Raw genomic sequence first — 18,648 nt, 5'->3', positions numbered from 1 at the left:
CCGGAAAAGCAGATCAGTCAGTCAGCCCGACGTACACGTTCTGCACATCATCGTTCTCGTCGATCGCTTCGAGGAACGCTTCAACCTCAGCCAACGCTTCAGCGCTCAGGCCGGCAGCACTTACCGGGTTTTTCGGGGTGTAGCCGATCTTAGCCGAGGTCACGGTGAAGCCGTGCTCTGGCAGGGCCTTCTGCACCGCGTCCAGGTCGGTGGTATCGGTGATGAACAGGGTCGAGCCCTCTTCTTCACCTTCCTCGAAGTCCTGGGCACCGGCTTCGATGGCCGCCATTTCCGGGTCGGCATCGCCTTCCGGGGTGGCTTCGATCAGGCCGACGTGGTTGAAGTCCCAGGCCACCGAACCGCTGGCACCTAGCTGGCCCTTGCGGAACAGTACGCGGATTTGTGCGACAGTGCGGTTGACGTTATCGGTCAGGCACTCGACGATCAGCGGCACCTGGTGCGGGGCGAAGCCTTCGTAGCTGACGGCGTGGTACTGCACGGTATCGCCGTCCAGGCCAGCCCCCTTGCGAATCGCCCGCTCAAGGGTCTCGCGGGTCATCGAGGCCTTTTTGGCTTGCACGATGGCCAGGCGCAGGCGCGGGTTCATGTCAGGATCGGCGCCCGACTTGGCAGCGATCTGGATTTCCTTGGACAGCTTGCCCATGACCTTGCCTTTGGCATTGGCCGCTGTTTCTCTATGTTTGGCTTTCCACTGTGCGCCCATGTCGACTCTCTTGTTTCAGCGGCCGGTTCAGGAAGCGACCGGCCAAAAGTGGGTGCATTTTATACGCCCTCAAGCATGGGATCGACAAGAAATCTCATCAGCCTTTATCGGCCTTGCCCGCTGCCGCTGCAAACCGCGCCAGACGCACATCCAGCCGGCGCGGCCGCACGCCTTGGTCTTCGGCGCGTTCCTTGCGGCGGATGGCATTGCGCACCATCAGCGAACCCAGGTAGCGGATAGGCTCGGGAGGGAACAGCCCCAGCGGCCCCTTGACCAGCGGCGAGCGGGTCCACGGGTTATCCAGCCCCAGTGCCAGCGACGACAGAATCTGCCCGCCCATGTGGCACGGCCCCACGCCACTGCCAGAGTAGCCAAAGCCGTAGAACACGTTGCCCTGCCCGTCCAGCCGGCCAAAGAACGGCAAGCCGGTCACCGAGCGGTCCGACGGGCCGTTCCAGCTGGCCGCCAGCGGTACCTCGGCCAAGGCCGGGAAAAACCCGCCCAGGCTTTCGCGCAACAATGGCCGGTACGGCGATGGCTGGTCGAACACCGGCAACATGCGCCCGCCATAGGCAAAGGTATTGCCGCCTTTGCCAAGCATCAGCCGGCCGTCGGAGGTGTTGTGGTAGTAGTGCACGAAAATGCGTGAGTCGAGCACACTGACGCCGCTGTCCAGGCCGATCTCGCGCAGCAGCTCGGGGCACGGCTCGGTAATCACCATGTCGCTGGAAACGATCGCCACGCTGCGCTCGAACTGCGGGAAGGCCCGCGCCATCCAGGCATTCAGGCCCAACACCACGCGGTCGGCGCGCACTGTGCCGTTGGCCGTACGCACCTGCACCGGGGCGCCATGCTCCAGGCCGGTCATGGCTGTGCCTTCATGGATGCGCACGCCGCGCTGCAAGGCCACCCGGCGCAAGCCGCGCACCAGCTTGCCCGGCTGCACGGTGGCGGCGGCCGGAGAGAACCAGCCTTCCAGATGCCGCGCCGAACCTGCCAGGCGCTGCACCTGCTCCAGCGGCAGGCGGCGGAACGAATTGATACCCTTCTGCTCCAACGCCGCGATCACTGCGTCGGTGGCGCCGACCTGGGCCGCATTGGTGGCGGTGTACAACGTGCCGTCCAGGCGGTAGTCACAGTCGATGCCGTTGGCCGCACAGAAGGTGCCGATATCACCGATGCTGCGCTCCGACTCGCGCACCAGGCGCACCGCCTCGGCCACTCCGAACAGGCGTTCGAGGGTGAAGTACTTGGCCGACCAGGACAATGCACAACCCCCGTTGCGGCCACTGGCGCCAGCGCCGCAGACATCCGCCTCGATCAGCACGATGTCCAGCGCCGGCACCGCCTCCTTGAGCATCAGCGCCGTCCACAGGCCGGTGTAGCCGCCGCCGACGATGCACACATCGCAACGGGTATCGCCTTGCAGCGGTGGGCACACCGCCTCCTGCGCCGAATCCAGGGCCTGTTGCAGCCAGAAGGGTCTCATTTGCTCGCTTTCCTTTCAGGTACGCAGTGGCTTGATTGCCATGCTGGTATTCGGTGCCACATCGGCGCTTTGTGGGGTGCTGGCCGGGCGGCTGTTCCAGTGCGGCAGCAGCACCAGCGCCGAGAACAGCGCGCAGCCGGCGAACACGATGAACACCGTGACGCCATCGAAATACCCCGGCAGCAGCCCACCCAGCACCGCGCCCACCGAACCACAGCCGTTGACGAACCCCGCCGCAGTGGCGCCGGCCTTGGCGGTGCCGAAGTCGATGGCTGCAGCGCCGCTGATCATCGAATCCGGCCCGTACAGGGTCAGGCCCATGACAAACAGCAAGGCCACCACCAGCATCACGCTGCCGGTGTGCATGGCCGCCATGAACGCTGCCAGGGTCATGGTCAACAGCACCAGGCTGATGACACAGGCCGGCATACGCCGGGCGCCGAACAGCTTGTCGGAGGCCAGGCCGATGATGATCGGGCCGAGCAGCCCGGCCAGTTCGAAGGCGGTCGGAATGATCGCTGCGCCGACCTTGCCCACCGAAGGCATCTGCTCGAACACGATCACAGGCCCCCATAGCAGGATGGCGTAGCGCGCGGGCTTCAACAGGAAGTACGCCAGGCCCAGGGTCATCACAGTGCGGTTGCGCAGAATCTCCTTCAGCGGCGCCCACACGCTGCACAGGTTGCCGGCAGGGGCCATGCTCTGCGGCTCGGGCTCCACCGCCGGCAGGCCGACGTCTTCAGGCGTGTTGCGCTGCAGGAAGAAAAACAGCACCGCGACCAACGCCACTACCGCGGCACTGGAGAAGAACGCTGCGTGCCAAGTGCCAACCAGGGTATAGGCCCACCACCCCGCGAACGGCGAAGCCACCAGGCCGCCGAAGGCATAGCAGGAACTCCACAACCCCAGCACCCGCCCGCGCTGCGAGGCCGGGAAGAAGCTGCCGATGTTCTTGCACAAGCCGGCCCAGCCAGTGGACTGCGCCAAGCCCTGCACCAGCATGCAGGTGGCGAAGATCGGGAAGGTGGCGTAGCTGCCCATCACCACCGCCGCCACAGCGGAAATCAGCAACCCGCCCAACACCACCACACGCGGGCCGAAGCGGTCGGCGAGCATGCCCCAGGTGAACTGGCCCACGGCATAAGCGGCCAGATAGATGGCGTCGAGGTTGGCCATGGCGGCCTTGTCGAGCATGAAGTTGGGGTCTTCGGCGATGCCCAACTTGGCCACCGAGAAGGCTTTGCGGGTGAAGTAGAAGGCGGCATAGGCCAGCCAGGTGATGGCGAAAATCTGGATGCGCCAACGTTTGAACGCGGCTAGTGATTGATTCATGTACGTCTGACCTCTTGCTCAAGTGTGCCGGCAGAATGTGAAGAAACGCCTGTCTTGTTCTTGTGTTACGCACAGCGATGACAAGGCTGTCATCGGGTCAGATGGCACCGTGTGGGCACCATGGCCCTGGCGGCATTCGTGGTGCCAGCGTCGGGCTGACATGCATGGAAACAGTTGCGCTAAGATAAATAAAATCGATTTATCGTATTTCACACATAAGCTCAGCTTGTTACTGAGGTGGTCATGTCGGTTTCTCACGCACAACTCAAGGCCTTCCACGCGGTGGCCGTGCACGGCAGCTTTACCCGCGCGGCGGAAAAGCTGTTTCTTACCCAGCCTGCGGTGTCGGACCAGGTGCGCAAGCTGGAAGAGCGCTTTGGGGTATTACTGTTCCACCGCAACAAGCGTTCGGTGCAGCTCACCGACCTTGGCGAGCGCCTGCTGGGCATTAGCCAGCGCCTGTTCGCCTGCGAGGCCGAGGCCCATGACCTGCTGCAGGATTCACGCGCACTGCAAACTGGTAGCCTGGTCCTGGCGGTGGACGCACCGGTGCATGTGTTGCCGCAGATCGCCCGCTTCTGCCAGCGCTACCCGGGCATCCAGGTAAAGATCGAGACCGGCAACACCGATGAGTCGCTGGCCAGGCTGTTCAGCTACCAGGCCGACCTGGCGCTGCTGGGCCGGGATGTGGACGATGAGCGGTTGCATTGCCTACCGCTGCGCCGCGACCCGATGGTGGCGTTCGTTTCCCACCACCACCCCTGGGCCAGCCGAGGCTCGATCAGCCTGGCCGACCTGGACGACACCCCGCTGGTGCTGCGCGAGCCCGGCTCGGTAACGCGCCAGACGCTGGAAGAAGAGATGCAACGGGCCGGGCTGCGGATTCGCCCGGCGATCCAGGTGGAGGGACGCGAGGCGGCGCGGGAAGCGGTGGTTGTGGGGATCGGCGTGGGGGTGGTGTCAGCGGCGGAGTTTGGTGCCGATGCGCGGGTGTGTGCGTTGCCGATTGTGGATTGCCAGCGGCATTTGACCGAGACACTGGTTTGCCTGAGCGAGCAGCGTACGCGGCGGGTGGTGGCGACCTTTTTGCAGATGGTCGAGGAAGGGATGTAGGCCAGCACAGGCGACCCAACTATGCTGGGATAACGCCAACCCACGGGCACACTCTCCATGCTCTACCGCCTGGCCGCCGACACCCTGGTGTTGCTGCACCTGGCCTTCATCCTGCTGGTGCTATTCGGCGGGCTGCTGGTGCTCAAGTGGCGCCCCGCCCTGCTCATCCAGTTGCCGGCCCTGGCCTGGGGCCTGGCGGTGGAATGCCTGCACCTGGGCTGCCCGCTCACCGCCTGGGAAAACCACATGCGCCGTGCGGCCGGCGATGCGGGCTATCAGGGTGGTTTCGTCGAGCACTACATCTGGCCGCTGATCTACCCCGCCGGGCTGACCCCGCACATTCAACTGCAGCTAGGCAGCGTTGTGCTGCTGCTCAACCTCGGCGTCTACAGCTATGTGGCCTGGCGCTGGCGTCGGCCTAGCGGGTAGCGATCACGAACAACCGCGGGAACGGCAACAGCACCTTGCCATCGGTGGCCGGTGGGTAGTCGCGCTGCATGGCTTGCAGGTACATCTGCAAGAAGTCGGCCTGCTCCTGCTCATCTAGCCTGGCCAGGTAAGGTCGTAACGCCGAACCCTTGAACCATTCCACTACGGCTTCGGCGCCACCCGGCAAAGGGTGGTGATAGGTGGTGCGCCACACGTCCACCCGCGCGCACAACGGGCTGAGCAGGTCGTAGTAGAACGCCGCGCTGTGCCGGGGTGGCAACTGGAAGTCGACGAACTTCGCCGCCCAGGGGCCTTGGCTGGCAATTTCGCGCAATTGCCGGTGGGCCGGTTCGTCGAGATTGTCCGGGGTTTGCACGGCCAGGCTGGCGCCTTCGCTCAACTGGCGCACCAGATGCGGGTACAGCGACGCGTGGTCGGGGACCCATTGCAGCGAGGCATTGGCCAGGATCAAGTCCTGTGGCTCCGGGGCGGACCAGCTGGCGATGTCAGCGATGGCCGTGCGTACCCGGGGGATGCACAGCCGTTTGCGCTCGCGGGCCTTGTCGATCATGTCCGGGTCGCTGTCCAGCGCCGTTACCTGAGCATCGGGGTAACGTTGCAGCAGCACTTCGGTGGAGTTGCCTGGGCCGCAGCCCAGATCGGTGGCGTGGCGCACCGGGCGCGGCGGGGTCGGGATGGCAGCGAGCAGGTCGCGCACAGCGCGGGTGCGTTCATCTTCGAACAGGGAATACTGGGTGGCGGACCAGGCCATGTGAGGCTCCTTGGGACGGGCAATGCTCTCAGCATATTCCATCTGTCGCCGGTGAGGGCCCTATCTCCGGCAATAGGGCCGCACTTGCAATCAGAAATCCCAGCGGGTGGTCACCATGACGTTGCGCGGTTCGCCGTAATAGCCACTGTAGAACGTGGTATCCAGCGCACTGAGGTACTGCTTGTCGAACAGGTTGTTGACGTTCAGCGTGGTCGAAAGCTGGTCGGTGATCTGGTAGCGCCCCATCAGGTTGAACACGGCGAACTGCCCTTGCTTGGCCTTCACGGTGCCCAGCTCGCTGGGCGCAGCGGTAAAGTGCGTGCCGCTCTGCCAGTTCATGCCACCCCCTACGGTCAGACGTTCCAGCTCGCCCGGCAGACGATAGGTGGTCCACAGCTTGACCATGTTGGCCGGAAACACGGTGTTGATGCGCTCGCCGTCGGCGTCCTTGATGATGCTGTGGTTATAGCTGGCACTGAGGTTCCAGCCCGGCTGCAGCTCACCGCTGGCCTCCACTTCGAAGCCGCGCGTGGTCGCACCGGAAATCGCACGATAAGCCGCCGTGGTGGTGCCTGGCACGACCTGTCCCGGATCGACCACGGCCAGGTTGTCCTGCTTGATCTCGAACGCCGCTACGCTGGTTTGCAAGCGCCCGCCGAAGTACTCGCTCTTGAGGCCGACTTCGTAGTTGTCACCTTCACGCGGCGCCAGCGTCGCACCGCTGGCATCCCGTACCGTCTGCGGCTTGAAGATACTGGTGTAGCTGGCATACACCGAGTGGATGTCGCTCAGGTCGTAGACCACACCGGCATAGGGCGTTACCACACCACTTTCGCGGTTACCCGGGATCTTGTTCGGCTGCGTGCTGAGGTCGTAGCGGTAACGGTAATTGCTGACCCGGGCGCCCAGGATGACCGACAGATCATCCGTAGGCCGCAGGCGCGTGGCCAGGTAGGTGCCGCTCTGGTAGATGCTGGTGTCACCGTCGTACAGCTTGCCGTTGCTGGTGTTGGGCTTGGTGGTGTAGTTGTCCCAGGTGTAGAAGTTGACCCGGGTGCCTTCGATTGCGGTGCCGCGCAGCGGGTCGTGGTGATTCTGATAGCGGGAGAAGTTGTAGCCCAGCACCAACTCATGCTCGCGGCCAAATGCCTGGAATGGCCCCTTGAGCTGGGCATCCACGCCCACCTGCTTCTGCCAGGTGCTGCCGGCACCGCCATACAGGCGCACGCCTTCGCCGGTCTGCTTGTCGGGGAAGCCCCAGCTGGCGGTCGCCAGTTGGTAGTCGTCGCGGTTGATGTACATCTGGTTCACCGCCAACCGCAGGCTCCAGTCGTGTCCCAGTTGCTGCTCGATGCTGGCGAAGGTGTTCAACGCGTCCTGAGGGTTGCTGCTCCAGCGTGCGGCGCTGTTGGTGGAGCGGGAAAAATCGGTCTGCTCGCCGTTGCTGTAGAACAACGGGAACGCCACCGACGACGAACCCTCCGGGCGGTTGCGTTGATAGTCGGCCCCCACGGTGAGCAAGGTGCTGTCGCTTAAGTCGGCTTCAAGGATGCCGTAGAACACCTGCTTTTCCTGGTGGTAGTGGTCAACGAAGCTGTCGTTCTGCTGGTAGGCGGCAACCATGCGCCCGCGCACGTTGCCGGTAGGGGTCAGCGGCCCGGACAGGTCGACTTCGGTGCGGTACTTGTTCCACGACCCCAGGCCGGCGCTGACATGCCCTTTGAATTCAGCGGTAGGCCGCTTGCGCACCAGGTTGATGGTGGCCGACGGGTCACCTGCGCCGGTCAACAGACCGGTGGCCCCCCGTAATACCTCGACATGGTCGTAGATGGCCATGTCGGCCAGGCTCTGTGCCGACACCTGGCTGACGATGTCGAGGGTGGTGGGGATGCCGTCAAACTGGTAGTTGTCTACCGAGTAGCCACGCGAGTAGATGTTGAAACGCTCGCTGCCCAGGCTTTGTACCGACAGACCCGGGGTTTGCTGCAGCACTTCGGTGAGGTCGTTCAAGCCTTGGTCATCCATGCGCTGGCGGGTGACCACGCTGATCGACTGTGGCGTTTCACGCAGCGACAGGCTCAGGCCGGTGCCGGCACGCGTGGTGCCCAGTGTATAGGCGCCTGTGCCATCGGTGCTGTTGCTGTAGCGCTGGCTGTCGATGTTGGTAGCGCCCAACTCCAGCGCCGTGCCACTGGCCGGTGCGCCAATCAAGTAACCCTCCCCGGCACGCTGCAACTGCAAGCCCGATCCGGCAAGCAATTGCTGCAAGGCTTGCGCGACACTCATGCGCCCTTGTACCGCACCCGCCTGCCGGCCCTCGGCAGCATCGGTGGCAAACAGGATGCGAGTGCCCGTTTGCTGGGCCAGCGCATTTAGCGAGCGATCCAGGCGTTGTGCCGGGATGTCCAGGGCGTAGGTGGCGTCCTGCGCCTGGACGCTGGCGCAAGTGAGCAGGCTGGCGGCCAGCAGCGTCAGCGGTGAAAGGTGGTTACCCATGTGTTCCCCATACGATTCAAGTGACTTCATGGGAATGGCGGTTGGGCATGGGCGGATGTTGATGTGCTAATGAAAATAAGTATTGGTTTGCTCGTCCGGCCCTTTCGCGGGTGAGCCGGCTCCCACAGGTTCAGCGCAGGTTTCAGCCACGGCGCCATCCTGTGGGAGCGTGTTTACCCGCGAAGAGGCCGGTACAGGCAATCAATCAAGTCGGCCAATGACTACGCCACCATCAGCACCGCGCACCACCGTCACAGGCAACACCGCCGGCAAGTGCTCCAGCAACGCCCGCACCTGTCGGCTGTCGAATTCGCCCGACAAGCGCAAGCTACCCGTGCGCTCGTCCGCCAAGCGCAATGGCATCTCGCAGTAGCGCTGCAAATCCACAATCGCATCGCCTAACGGTGTACCGTCAAAGCGCAACACCGAGCGGCTCCAGGCTGCCATCGCGCCAGGCTGCACTGCCTGCACCGCCCCCAGCTCACCGGCGACCGCAAGCAGTTGCTGCCCGGCCGTCAGTTGCTGCACGGCGCCGTGCCCACTGCCGACTTCAACTGCACCTTCCTGCACCCCTACCCGCACGCCACGCGCATCGCTACGTACGTCGAACACCGTACCGATATCACGCACCTGCACGCCCTGGCTGCGGACAATGAACGGCGCATCGGCATGCACTACGGTAAAGCGCGCCTGCCCTTCGACCAGCTCAAGCTGCCGGCTGCGCAGGCGCCGTTCGATCAGCAAGCGGCTGCCGGAATCCAGCAGCACCTGGCTACCGTCCGCCAGCACCAGCTCGCGCTGAATGCCCACTGCCACCCTTACCTGCTCGGTCTGCCAGGCAGGGTCCAGCCACCACAGGCCGCCGGCCAGCAGCAATGACAACAGACTTGCCTTGGCCGCCTTGCCTGCCTTGCGCCGGTGTGCAGTCATGGCCTTGCCTTCAGCGAGCAACGCCTCGCGGGACGCTACCCGCGCGCGAAGGGCTTCGCTGAACGCGTCCAATGGGTCGGCCTGAGGCTTGTCGTTACGTTTGTCCTGGCTCATGCCCGCCCCTCGCCATGCACACGCCGGGCCGGCTCCCAACGGCTAGCGATGGTGCGCAGCGCACGGTTGAAATGCTGAGTCACCATGTTGGTCGAAATCTCAAGCTCGTCAGCGATGTCTCGCTGGGCCATGCCGTGGATGCGGTGCAGCAGGAATACTTGGCGCTGACGCGCCGGCAAGGCTTCAATAATCGCCAGCAGGGCATGCAACTGTTGCTCGAAATCCAGCTCGCGGGCACCGTCCCAGCTGTCCAGGGCCGGTTCGTCATGACTGGCGGCGGCCAGGTGAGCTGCACGCAGCGATTCGGCGCGCACGCGGTCGATGGCCCGGTTGAACGTGACCTTGCGCAGGAATGCCAGTGGCAACGAGATGCGCTGGCGAGGTGGTTTGTCGAGGATCTGCAGGTAGACGTCGTGAACCAGGTCGCGGGCAAAGTGCCGATCGCGAAAGCGCTGCTTGATGTACCGGACAAGGTCGTCATAGTGCAACGCCAGCGCGTCAAGCAGTTCCTGGTTGGGCGGTGTGTTGGACATGACGGGCCGATGCCAAGTGATAATGCTTCGCATTGTAGGGGCTGAGACATACATTTGTCAGCCAATCGCCAGTCACCGCGCCGGAACTGGCTGGCTATGCTTCAGGTCATCCCTTGCATGCGCATGCCCATGAAAACCTACATAGCCCTCGCCATCCTGGCCCTGATCGCTGCCGCCGCCCTGCTCGGCTCGCCCTGGATGAACCAGCGCTTTCACATGCCCGCAGAAAAAGCCCAGGCCCAACAACGCGAAACGGCCGGGTCCCCAAGGGCGCCGGCCGTTTCCACACGCGAGTGACGCTTAGTGCTGCTTGTTACCCGAGCGGATTTGGTGGATTACACCCATCGCCACCACGACTGCCGCAGCGATACCGGTGGAGATCACCAGAATCTGGTAGTCAGGCATGAAGGCCATGGTCACCAGGGCCGCCACGATGAACGCGATCACCAGGTAGGTCAGCCACGGGAACAACCACATCTTCAGGCGTACTTCCTTGCCCTCGGCAATCAGCTTGCGGCGCATGCGCAGCTGCGAGAAGGCAATGACCAGGTACACCAGCAGGGCGATCATGCCGGTGGTGTTCATCAGGGTATCCAGCACATCTTTCGGGCGCAGGGTCTCGCTGAAGTTGATCAGCGCACACACCACGGCCACGGCGCACGAGCCCATGATCGCGTAAACCGGTACACCAGTGCCGGCGCGGGTGATCTTGAAGAACGACGGTGCGTCGCCACGCTGGGCCAGGGAGAACAGCATGCGCGAAGCGGTGTAGTGGCCCGAGATCAGGCAGCTGCTCACCGAGGTCAGCACCACGAAGTTCATCAGCAGCTCGGCATACGGCACGCCCAGCAGCTCCAGGGTACGGCGGTAGGCACCATAGCCGGAAACGCCCAGGTGCGGGTCGTTCCACGGTACCAGGCAGACGATCAGGAAGATCGAACCGACGTAGAACAGGCACACACGCCAGACTACCGAGTTGGTGGCCTTGACGATTTGCGCGGCCGGGTCCTTGGCTTCGGAAGCAGCGATGGTGACGATTTCAGCACCCAGGAAGGCGAACATCACCCCGAGCAAGGCACCGATCACGGTGGTGATGCCATTGGGCATGAAGCCTTCGGCGGTGAGATGGCTGATGCCACGCACTTCACCGAACTGCCAGACGTTCATCACGGCAGCAGTACACACGATCAGGAAGCAGACGATCGCGATCACCTTGATCAAGGCGAACCAGAACTCGAACTCACCGTAGTGCTTGACGTTGAAGAAGTTGACGGTGATCAGCAACAGGGTCGTGGCCAGCACGAACACGTTGACGCTGACGTCAGGGAAGAAGCCATGCAGGATCTTGCCCGCCACATAGGCTTCCCAGGCCATGAGGATGACCCAGTACCACCAGTACAGCCAGCCGATGGTGAAACCGGCCCAGCGGCCAATGGCGCGGTCGGCGTAGGTGGAGAACGAGCCGGTGTCTGGCGAGGAAGTCGCCATTTCACCCAGCATGCGCATGATCAGTACCACCAGGATGCCGCCCGCCAGGTAGGCCAGGACAGCGGCTGGGCCGGCGCTGTGGATCACGCTGCCGGAACCGACGAACAAGGCGCCGCCAATAACCCCGGCGATGGACATCATCGTCAGGTGGCGCGACTTCAGCGAGGCACTGAGCTTGCTCTCGTGCCCGCTTTTCGCGGTGGTGGTTGTGGATGTTGCGTCCATCAGTTGTGTACCCCGTGCTTCTTTTTATCCAAGGAAAACTGTGAAACCCCGATGGCTGGCGGCTTCACCTGTACATCAGTGCTAATGCGGGCAGGATGGTGTGAACAAACACACGCAGGCCCTCCATGGCGGCCTGCTGACGCGCCCCAGGACGGCTGCCTGAGGCGAACTGAACATGCTTTATGTGGCGATATCCGACACCTAATGTAAAAATGTCCGACGCAGAGAGCCATGCACAGTGGCATGAATCTCGCACTGCACTGTACAGGTCGCCCTTGCAGTACACCCTGCAAACGCCAGGCGATACGCACCCTGAAGGCCCCGAATGTTCGAACTACATCCAGACTCTTCCACCCCGTTGGTCAATCAGATCATCGACGGGCTGCGTGAGTTGATCGACAACCAGACCCTCAAGCCGGGCGCCAAGGTGCCGTCGATCCGCGCCTTTGCCGCGAGCTATTCGGTGAGCACCTTCACCGTGGTCGAAGCTTACGACCGCCTGGTCGCCCAAGGGCTGCTGGTGAGCCGTGGCAATGCGGGGTTCTTCGTCAACCGGGCGGCAGGCGAACTGCTGGACCCGCACAACGTCGAGGCCGACACCAGTCGACCAACGTTCAACTCCGAGTGGTACCTGCAGCAGATCTTCGAGATCCGCCAGCTGCCCTACAAACCGGGGTGCGGCTGGCTGCCCAACGACTGGATGTACGAAGACGGCCTGCGTCGCGGCCTGCGCCAGGTGGCCGGCAGCCCGTTGGAATTGTCCGGCTACGGCGACCCCATGGGCCTGATGGAGCTGCGTGCACTGACCGCGCAGAACCTGCAGCAAGAGCTGTCGATCGTCGCCAACCCGGCGCAACTGATGCTCACCCACGGCGCCAGCCAGGCCCTGGACCTGGCCGCCCGCACGCTGGTGCGCCCGGGCGATGTGGTGCTGGTGGACGACCCTGGCTACCCCAACCTGATGAGCATCCTGCGTACCCAGGGCGCTACCCTGGTCGGCGTGCCACGCACGCCGGCCGGTTACGACCTGAACCAGTTGGAGCAGTTGCTCACCCATCACCGCCCGACGGCGTTCTTCACCCAGCCGCACCTGCACAGCCCGACCTGCTCGCGTACCCCGCTGCCGCAGTTGCACCGCTTGCTGCAACTGGCCAGCCAGCACGGCTTCCGCCTGGTGGAAAACAACCTGTACGCCGACATGGTCGCCGAACCACAGCCCTGCCTGGCCAGCCTCGACCACCTGCAGCAGGTGGTGTATGTGGGCAGCTACTCCAAGAGCATTTCGCCCAACGTGAGGGTCGGCTACATGCTCGCCAACCCCGAGCTGATGCAGAAATTGCTGCACCTGAAGATGCGCTCGGGCCTGACCACCTCGCAGGTGATGGAGCGCGTGGTGTACGCCGCGATCATCGACGGCCGCTGGCGCAAACACCTCAAGCGCCTGCGCCAGCGTTTAGCCGAGGCGCACCAGGAAGTTGGCCGGCATTTGCATCGATTGGGCTTTGAACTGTTCACCGAATCGGATGAAGGCATGTACATCTGGACCCGCCACCCGGCCATTCCGGACAGCGCGGCGTTGCTGGATGATGCGCTGGAGAAAGGCATCATGCTTGGGCCTGGGCAGTTGTTCATGGTGGATGCCAAGGCGACCGGGTGGATGCGGTTCAATGTGGCGTTCAGCACGGAGCCGGCGATGTGGGAGTTGTTGGAGAAGGTGCTGGTGAAGCATGTGCGGCGGGGTGGGGTGTAGTGTGTATGGCGGGCGCTGAACATATTGTGAATGCACCAGCGTGCCATCACCTAACGCTTTTGAGCCGCTAAAGCCGAAGGCAGAAATTCTAGCTTATAGGTCATCCAGAGACACCGGTACGCCCTTTTCACCCAACCGTGACCTGGTCAGTTCGCTCAGTTCGAGATCTTCAAGGCGCTCCATCATGGCCTCGTACAGCTCCGCCGGCACCATGTAACCCATCACACGATTGTGGTTGAGCACTGCGACAGGCATGCCAGCAGCGCTGGTCATAACGGCGGACGGGTTCTTTTTCAGTTCCGAAACGCTTACTGCCACGTCAGCGAATATGGATTGCATGTTCTTCACCCTCTAAATTGGGCTATATTTTTTTTGGTCCATAAATAGGACACAAACAAGATGCAATGGCTCGGGCTCAGAGAGGCATCCCACTGAATGACTCGACCGAAAACTTGGATCCCATTCAGCAAAAGGGTATGCTGAGGCAATAGCCATACGCCATCACTCGACAGGTTTGGCGCCTGCCTCAAGGACGAGCCCTTTGCCCAGCCACCCTACCCGCCACACCATCGCCCGCCAGTGGCAGCTCCTCAAGTTGCTGCCCGGTCGCCACCCGGGAATGAGCTCCACCCAGTTGCAGGCTGCCCTGAAGACTGTGGGCCATACCACCAGCAAACGCACCGTCGAGCGCGACCTGGTCGAGCTCGCGGCGCTGTTCCCACTGCAATGCAACAGCAAAGGCATACCTTACGGCTGGTACTGGCAACCGGGTCTGGACCTTAACGAAGCACAACATTTGCAGCCCGACGTGCTTGTCCCACCGCCGCGCATTGAACTGCACGCCTGGGTCGATGACGTACTGGCTCGACGCCTGGAAGCGCACCCGCTTTCTACGGATATGCAACTGACGCCACAACAAAATGGCGGCGCCACACTGCTGGCAAGTGTCGACGACAACCGCGCGCTGATGACTTGGCTGCTGTCCCAGGCCGGTTCGATCCGGGTGCATGCGCCCCACATGCTGCGCGTGGCCATGCTGGAACAGCTGCGCCAGAGCCTGGCGCTGCACAATGGCGAATGTTGACCGAAGCAGTTATACCGCGCGACGTCGCGAGAGGCAGGCATATCCAAGGCCCAACACACTGCCCCCCAATACCCCCAGCAACACCATCAGCTCGCGGCTGTAGCGGGCCACTGTGGCAGGGAAACCGATGACCTCGTGGTACACCTGCACATTGGCCACACCGTCAGCGTGGCTGATGCTGACCCCGCCCTGGCGGATCTGCGAATAGTCGGCGTCGAAATACACCCATACCTTGCATGTGCCACCTGGTTCGATGGCCGGGATATCCACCTGCGCGCTGGCGCTCTCCAGCAATGTGTCGTTGCCGGCAGCATCGCGCACTTGCACCAGCCCCTTGGCTGGCAGGCGGATTTTCACCTGCCGTACCGGTGCGTCACCACTGTTGCGCAGTTCGATGAGCAAGCCGGTACGGTGGTCGACCAGCCCGGCCTCGAACGGCTTGGCGAACAGCTGTGCATACGGCGCCTGGGCCATTTCGATCAGCCGTTCGACCTGATCATGGCTCAGTTCGCCCTGGTCGATGCTGTTGATACGCCCCTGCAACTGCTCGTACTTGAGCTGCTCGCTGGCTTTGCTGATACGCTCGCTGAACTGGCTGGGGTAAGTGAGGTAGGCATAGGTCAGTGACGCCTCCAGGCGCGGGTTGCCCCTGAGCAGCGCGTAAGCGGCCAACAGGACCATCAGGCCAATCAGCACGGCGACGAGAAGCTTCCCCACCTTGTCCCAGCTCAATGCATGCTTCCTTCTGTCATGATACGGCGATTCAAACTGCCCAAGGTTGCCAAGTTCGTGGCCCACAGGCAAGCCTGGCTAGGCTTCACCCTCGCCTTCGCGCGCCTGACGCATCTGCAACAGCTGGCCATCGATCAGTGCCTTGGCCATGCCTGCCAGATAGAACGTGGCTGTCATCATCACCTTGCGGTCACCTGGCCTGTCGATGGCCTTGCGGGTGATTTCGGTGATGCAACCCATGATGCTCGAAGCTTCCATCAATGCGGTGCTAAATGGCAATTGAGGTTTCATTTGCACCAGTTCGGCATCGGCATTGCCAAACCGGCTTGCTGCACGCACGACATTGAGCGTGTTGCTGTTTTGGGGCGTGTCGTTTTCCATGTCCATTCCTCGGGGTTACGAGCGTGCCGAGACTAGGGGGCTGCCGGCGCCACCACAATGGCCAATGGGGTGGAAAGGGTTACTTTCGGAAATGGACTACAAGAACCCGGCTAAAGGGGCGCTCGGTCGCTGATCTGCCCCTTGACCAGCCCCTGGGCAGTGGCGGACGATCAACTACCCCTCTACAAGGACGAACACCATGCTACGGATACTGGGCCGAGCCTCTTCCATCAACGTGCGGAAAGTCCTGTGGGCCTGTGCCGAGTTCGAAGTCGCGTTCGAGCGTGAAGACTGGGGTTCGGGCTTCCAGCCTACCGACAGTGCCGAGTTCCTTGCGCTTAACCCCAACGCCATGATCCCGGTGATCCAGGATGGCGACTTCACCCTGTGGGAGTCCAACAGCATCATCCGCTACCTGGCCAACCGCTACGGTGCCACTGCGTTCTACCCGAGCGAGGCGCAGGCACGGGCCAGGATCGACCAGTGGATCGACTGGCAGGCCTCGGACCTGAACCGCTCCTGGAGCTACGCATTCATGTCGCTGGTCAGGCATTCGCCCGCCCACCAGGACCCACAGGCGCTTGCAGCCGGTTGCGCCGAGTGGTCGCGTTACATGCACATCCTCGACCGCCAGCTGGCCAGCACCGGTGCCTATGTGGCCGGCAGCCAGTTCACCCTGGCCGACATCCCTATCGGCCTGTCGGTCAACCGCTGGTTCGAAACACCGTTCGAGCATCCGCACTTGCCGGCCGTACGCGATTACTACGAACGCCTGAGCGAGCGCCCGGCCTATCACCTGCATGGTCGCAACGGCACGCCCTAACATCAAAAGGAAGACGCCGGGGCTGCATGCAGCCCCGACGATACAGGTTTGTTACACCGCAACCTGGCCCGCCACCACCCGACCACGCCAGGCAAACAGCAGCACCATCACCAGCCCCAACGCCGCCATCGCCGCCCCTGCCAGGGCGATCGCCGGGTAACCCAGTCCTGCGTTGATCACCGCGCCACCGAGCGCCGCGCCAATCGCATTGCCCAGGTTGAACGCGCCGATGTTCACCGCCGACGCCAGGTTGGGCGCATCCTTGGCCGCCTCCATCACCCGCATCTGCAGCGGCGGTACCAGGGCAAAGCTGGCTGCCCCCCACACCAGCACCGCCAAGGCCGTTGGCAGTGGCCAGGCCAGGACCAGCGGGAATGCCAGCAGCACCGCAATCAGCACCGCCAACGACAGAATCAGCGTGCGATCGATAGAGTGGTCCGCCGCCTTGCCGCCCCACATATTGCCCAAGGTCAGGCCAACCCCGAACAGCACCAGCATGACCGTCACGAAGGTAGTGGAGGCCGCCGCCTCACTCTGCAGGATTGGCGCAATGTAGGTGAACACCGTGAACATCGCACTGGACCCCACCACCGTCAGCAACAACGCCGCCAGCACTGGCCCACGGCCCAGCACGCGGATTTCAGCCATGGCCCCATCACCCTTGGGCGATGCGACATCAGGCAGCGCATACCAGAGCGTGGTCATCGCCACCAAGCCTAGCCCGGCAATACCCCAGAACGCTGTGCGCCAGCCCAGCATTTCACCAAACCAGGTCGCCAGCGGCACCCCACCGATGGTGGCCAGGGTCAAGCCCATGAACATCGCAGCCACGGCGCCAGCGCGCTTCTCGGGCGGTACCACACTGGCCGCAACGATCGAGCCGATGCCGAAAAATGCGCCGTGGTTCAACGAAGTGACCACGCGGGCCACCAGCAGGCTGGCGTAGTCACTGGCCAAAGCCGACATCAGGTTGCCCAAGGTGAAAATGGCCATTAGCCCGATCAACAGGTAACGTCGCGGGATCTTCACCGTGGCCAGCGTCATCAGCGGCGCGCCAATCAGCACACCGATGGCATAGGCACTGACCAGCAGCCCGGCAGCAGGGATGGAAACGCCAAGGTCGGTGGCGATACTGGGCAACATGCCCATGGGGGCGAACTCGGTGACACCGATGCCAAAGGCACCGATGGCGAGTGCGACCAGAGGTGGATTGATACGCATGGCAAGCTCCTTATCTATGCCGCAAATGCTACAAAGTGTTTAAAAACCGCACTAGACTGCGTTTTTGCGAATCACCTTTGCCTGAGAGACACAAATGGACTTCAGTGGAAGATCCGGAGAGATGGAGATTTTTGCCAAGGTGGCGCAAGAAGGCAGCCTGTCCGCCGCCGCCCGGGCACTGGGCCTGACACCTTCCGCCGTCAGCCGCATCCTCGCCCGCACCGAACAGCGCCTGGGCACGCGCCTGCTGCTGCGCACCACCCGGGCGATCACCCTCACCCCCGAGGGTGAGGCGTACCTGCGCGGTGCGCGACGGGTGCTGGCCGACATGCTGGAACTGGAGGACACCATCACCGACCAGGGCGTACCCCGCGGACGCTTGCGGGTCAGCGCTGCGCTGGGCCATGGCCGCCTGACCGTGGTGCCGCTGCTGGCAGCGTTCAGCGCGCGTTATCCTCAAGTGCTGGTCGACCTGACCCTCAGCGACGAGGTGGCCGACATTCTCGGTGGCCAGACCGACGTGGCGCTGCGTTTCGGTCACCTGCCAGACAGCTCGTTGAGCGCGCGTGCCATAGGCGAAACTGGCCAGGTGGTGGTCGCCTCGCCCGAGTACCTGCAACGCTGCGGTACGCCACTTGTGCCGGAGGACCTGGCCCGGCACAACTGCCTGCGCTTCAACTTCCGCCGCGCCGCACCCGACTGGCCGTTTCGCCGCAATGGCGAAGTGTTTTCACTGAAGGTGGCCGGCAATATCGAATGCAGCAGCGGTGAAGCCCTGGCGCAACTGGCCAGGTTGGGTGCCGGCGTGGCGCGCATAGGCACCTTCACCGTGGTCGATGACCTGGCCAGCGGACGGCTGGTGCCGCTGCTGGAGGCCTACAACCCCGACGATCGCGAGCCGATTCATGCAGTATTCGTTGGCGGCTCGGCGATGCCGGCGCGGGTGCGGGTGTTTGTGGACTTTCTGGTAGAGCAACTGTCTCGCAACCTGCACAGGCCCCTATAGCCGTGC

Annotated in this window: 19 protein-coding genes; 7 read left to right on the top strand and 12 right to left on the bottom strand. The window is 63.1% G+C overall.

What is annotated here, in order from left to right:
- Positions 1-13: 13 nt before the first annotated feature.
- The 3 genes from QQL85_RS17145 to QQL85_RS17135 form a co-directional block, all read right to left on the bottom strand.
- Positions 14-724: a YebC/PmpR family DNA-binding transcriptional regulator gene (locus tag QQL85_RS17145; protein ID WP_284354691.1), complete on the bottom strand. Its 711-nt coding sequence runs from the start codon at positions 722-724 to the stop codon at positions 14-16.
- A gap of 97 nt (positions 725-821) precedes the next feature.
- Positions 822-2,213: an FAD-dependent oxidoreductase gene (locus QQL85_RS17140; protein ID WP_284354692.1), complete on the bottom strand. Its 1,392-nt coding sequence runs from the start codon at positions 2,211-2,213 to the stop codon at positions 822-824.
- A 15-nt stretch (positions 2,214-2,228) separates the two neighbouring features.
- Positions 2,229-3,545 (bottom strand): MFS transporter, encoded by a 1,317-nt coding sequence (locus QQL85_RS17135; RefSeq protein WP_284354693.1) that lies wholly within the window; start codon positions 3,543-3,545, stop codon positions 2,229-2,231.
- A gap of 243 nt (positions 3,546-3,788) precedes the next feature.
- Here QQL85_RS17135 and QQL85_RS17130 point away from each other — a divergent pair, with 243 nt between their 5' ends.
- Together QQL85_RS17130 and QQL85_RS17125 are read left to right on the top strand one after the other, a co-directional pair.
- The gene (locus QQL85_RS17130) at positions 3,789-4,658 is read left to right on the top strand and encodes a LysR family transcriptional regulator (RefSeq protein ID WP_284354694.1); all 870 of its coding nucleotides are present in this window, start codon (positions 3,789-3,791) and stop codon (positions 4,656-4,658) included.
- A gap of 57 nt (positions 4,659-4,715) precedes the next feature.
- Complete coding sequence (locus QQL85_RS17125; RefSeq protein WP_284354695.1) at positions 4,716-5,087, top strand: DUF2784 domain-containing protein; 372 nt, start codon at positions 4,716-4,718, stop codon at positions 5,085-5,087.
- Here the strand turns inward: QQL85_RS17125 and tam are convergent.
- From tam to QQL85_RS17105, 4 genes are all read right to left on the bottom strand, one after another.
- Entirely contained in the window at positions 5,077-5,859 is a 783-nt protein-coding gene (gene tam / locus QQL85_RS17120) for a trans-aconitate 2-methyltransferase (protein ID WP_284354696.1), read from the bottom strand. The genes QQL85_RS17125 and tam overlap by 11 nt on opposite strands.
- 90 nt (positions 5,860-5,949) lie before the next feature.
- The gene (locus QQL85_RS17115; RefSeq protein WP_284354697.1) at positions 5,950-8,355 is read right to left on the bottom strand and encodes a TonB-dependent siderophore receptor; all 2,406 of its coding nucleotides are present in this window, start codon (positions 8,353-8,355) and stop codon (positions 5,950-5,952) included.
- A gap of 201 nt (positions 8,356-8,556) precedes the next feature.
- On the bottom strand, positions 8,557-9,399 hold the full coding sequence (locus QQL85_RS17110; RefSeq protein WP_284354698.1) for a FecR family protein: 843 nt from the start codon (positions 9,397-9,399) through the stop codon (positions 8,557-8,559).
- Positions 9,396-9,932, bottom strand: coding sequence for an RNA polymerase sigma factor (locus tag QQL85_RS17105; RefSeq protein ID WP_284354699.1), 537 nt, complete (start codon positions 9,930-9,932; stop codon positions 9,396-9,398). Before QQL85_RS17105 ends, QQL85_RS17110 begins: the two co-directional genes overlap by 4 nt.
- 117 nt (positions 9,933-10,049) lie before the next feature.
- Between QQL85_RS17105 and QQL85_RS17100 the strand changes: the two genes are divergently transcribed.
- Positions 10,050-10,229 (top strand): hypothetical protein, encoded by a 180-nt coding sequence (locus QQL85_RS17100; protein WP_284354823.1) that lies wholly within the window; start codon positions 10,050-10,052, stop codon positions 10,227-10,229.
- Positions 10,230-10,232: 3 nt separating this feature from the next.
- Here the strand turns inward: QQL85_RS17100 and QQL85_RS17095 are convergent, their stop codons facing one another.
- The gene (locus QQL85_RS17095) at positions 10,233-11,645 is read right to left on the bottom strand and encodes an amino acid permease (RefSeq protein WP_284354700.1); all 1,413 of its coding nucleotides are present in this window, start codon (positions 11,643-11,645) and stop codon (positions 10,233-10,235) included.
- A 325-nt stretch (positions 11,646-11,970) separates the two neighbouring features.
- Here QQL85_RS17095 and QQL85_RS17090 point away from each other — a divergent pair, with 325 nt between their 5' ends.
- Positions 11,971-13,395 carry a PLP-dependent aminotransferase family protein gene (locus tag QQL85_RS17090; RefSeq protein ID WP_284354701.1) on the top strand — a complete coding sequence of 475 codons (1,425 nt, stop codon included), beginning with the start codon at positions 11,971-11,973 and terminating at the stop codon, positions 13,393-13,395.
- A gap of 93 nt (positions 13,396-13,488) precedes the next feature.
- On the opposite strand, the gene QQL85_RS17085 is transcribed toward QQL85_RS17090, so the two are convergent.
- A complete protein-coding gene (locus QQL85_RS17085; RefSeq protein ID WP_284354702.1) occupies positions 13,489-13,734 on the bottom strand; it encodes a type II toxin-antitoxin system prevent-host-death family antitoxin in 246 nt (81 codons plus the stop codon).
- 202 nt (positions 13,735-13,936) lie between these two features.
- On the opposite strand from QQL85_RS17085, the gene QQL85_RS17080 reads away from it, so the two are divergent.
- Positions 13,937-14,479 (top strand): WYL domain-containing protein, encoded by a 543-nt coding sequence (locus tag QQL85_RS17080; protein WP_284354703.1) that lies wholly within the window; start codon positions 13,937-13,939, stop codon positions 14,477-14,479.
- Between the two features lie 9 nt (positions 14,480-14,488).
- Here QQL85_RS17080 and QQL85_RS17075 read toward each other — a convergent pair whose 3' ends face one another.
- Positions 14,489-15,211 carry a hypothetical protein gene (locus tag QQL85_RS17075; protein WP_284354704.1) on the bottom strand — a complete coding sequence of 241 codons (723 nt, stop codon included), beginning with the start codon at positions 15,209-15,211 and terminating at the stop codon, positions 14,489-14,491.
- 78 nt (positions 15,212-15,289) lie between these two features.
- Complete coding sequence (locus tag QQL85_RS17070) at positions 15,290-15,592, bottom strand: DUF3077 domain-containing protein (RefSeq protein ID WP_284354705.1); 303 nt, start codon at positions 15,590-15,592, stop codon at positions 15,290-15,292.
- Positions 15,593-15,791: 199 nt separating this feature from the next.
- On the opposite strand from QQL85_RS17070, the gene QQL85_RS17065 reads away from it, so the two are divergent.
- Positions 15,792-16,415, top strand: a complete 624-nt coding sequence (locus QQL85_RS17065) for a glutathione S-transferase family protein (RefSeq protein WP_284354706.1) — start codon at positions 15,792-15,794, stop codon at positions 16,413-16,415.
- Positions 16,416-16,466: 51 nt separating this feature from the next.
- Here QQL85_RS17065 and QQL85_RS17060 read toward each other — a convergent pair whose 3' ends face one another.
- Positions 16,467-17,636, bottom strand: a complete 1,170-nt coding sequence (locus QQL85_RS17060) for an MFS transporter (protein WP_284354707.1) — start codon at positions 17,634-17,636, stop codon at positions 16,467-16,469.
- A gap of 94 nt (positions 17,637-17,730) precedes the next feature.
- On the opposite strand from QQL85_RS17060, the gene QQL85_RS17055 reads away from it, so the two are divergent.
- Positions 17,731-18,642, top strand: a complete 912-nt coding sequence (locus tag QQL85_RS17055) for a LysR family transcriptional regulator (protein WP_284354708.1) — start codon at positions 17,731-17,733, stop codon at positions 18,640-18,642.
- Positions 18,643-18,648 lie beyond the last annotated feature (6 nt).

This window comes from Pseudomonas putida (assembly GCF_030159595.1).
GTDB classification, from domain to species: Bacteria; Pseudomonadota; Gammaproteobacteria; order Pseudomonadales; family Pseudomonadaceae; genus Aquipseudomonas; species Aquipseudomonas putida_AC.
This window is presented reverse-complemented; position numbering and strand designations above follow the sequence as displayed.

Bases quoted from the DNA above. Each gene is read 5' to 3' on its own strand.
- QQL85_RS17145 (WP_284354691.1), bottom strand. From the start codon at position 724: ATGGGCGCACAGTGGAAAGCCAAACATAGAGAAACAGCGGCCAATGCC.
- QQL85_RS17140 (WP_284354692.1), bottom strand. From the start codon at position 2,213: ATGAGACCCTTCTGGCTGCAACAGGCCCTGGATTCGGCGCAGGAGGCG.
- QQL85_RS17135 (WP_284354693.1), bottom strand. From the start codon at position 3,545: ATGAATCAATCACTAGCCGCGTTCAAACGTTGGCGCATCCAGATTTTC.
- QQL85_RS17130 (WP_284354694.1), top strand. From the start codon at position 3,789: ATGTCGGTTTCTCACGCACAACTCAAGGCCTTCCACGCGGTGGCCGTG.
- QQL85_RS17125 (WP_284354695.1), top strand. From the start codon at position 4,716: ATGCTCTACCGCCTGGCCGCCGACACCCTGGTGTTGCTGCACCTGGCC.
- tam (WP_284354696.1), bottom strand. From the start codon at position 5,859: ATGGCCTGGTCCGCCACCCAGTATTCCCTGTTCGAAGATGAACGCACC.
- QQL85_RS17115 (WP_284354697.1), bottom strand. From the start codon at position 8,355: ATGGGTAACCACCTTTCACCGCTGACGCTGCTGGCCGCCAGCCTGCTC.
- QQL85_RS17110 (WP_284354698.1), bottom strand. From the start codon at position 9,399: ATGAGCCAGGACAAACGTAACGACAAGCCTCAGGCCGACCCATTGGAC.
- QQL85_RS17105 (WP_284354699.1), bottom strand. From the start codon at position 9,932: ATGTCCAACACACCGCCCAACCAGGAACTGCTTGACGCGCTGGCGTTG.
- QQL85_RS17100 (WP_284354823.1), top strand. From the start codon at position 10,050: ATGCGCATGCCCATGAAAACCTACATAGCCCTCGCCATCCTGGCCCTG.
- QQL85_RS17095 (WP_284354700.1), bottom strand. From the start codon at position 11,645: ATGGACGCAACATCCACAACCACCACCGCGAAAAGCGGGCACGAGAGC.
- QQL85_RS17090 (WP_284354701.1), top strand. From the start codon at position 11,971: ATGTTCGAACTACATCCAGACTCTTCCACCCCGTTGGTCAATCAGATC.
- QQL85_RS17085 (WP_284354702.1), bottom strand. From the start codon at position 13,734: ATGCAATCCATATTCGCTGACGTGGCAGTAAGCGTTTCGGAACTGAAA.
- QQL85_RS17070 (WP_284354705.1), bottom strand. From the start codon at position 15,592: ATGGAAAACGACACGCCCCAAAACAGCAACACGCTCAATGTCGTGCGT.
- QQL85_RS17065 (WP_284354706.1), top strand. From the start codon at position 15,792: ATGCTACGGATACTGGGCCGAGCCTCTTCCATCAACGTGCGGAAAGTC.
- QQL85_RS17060 (WP_284354707.1), bottom strand. From the start codon at position 17,636: ATGCGTATCAATCCACCTCTGGTCGCACTCGCCATCGGTGCCTTTGGC.
- QQL85_RS17055 (WP_284354708.1), top strand. From the start codon at position 17,731: ATGGACTTCAGTGGAAGATCCGGAGAGATGGAGATTTTTGCCAAGGTG.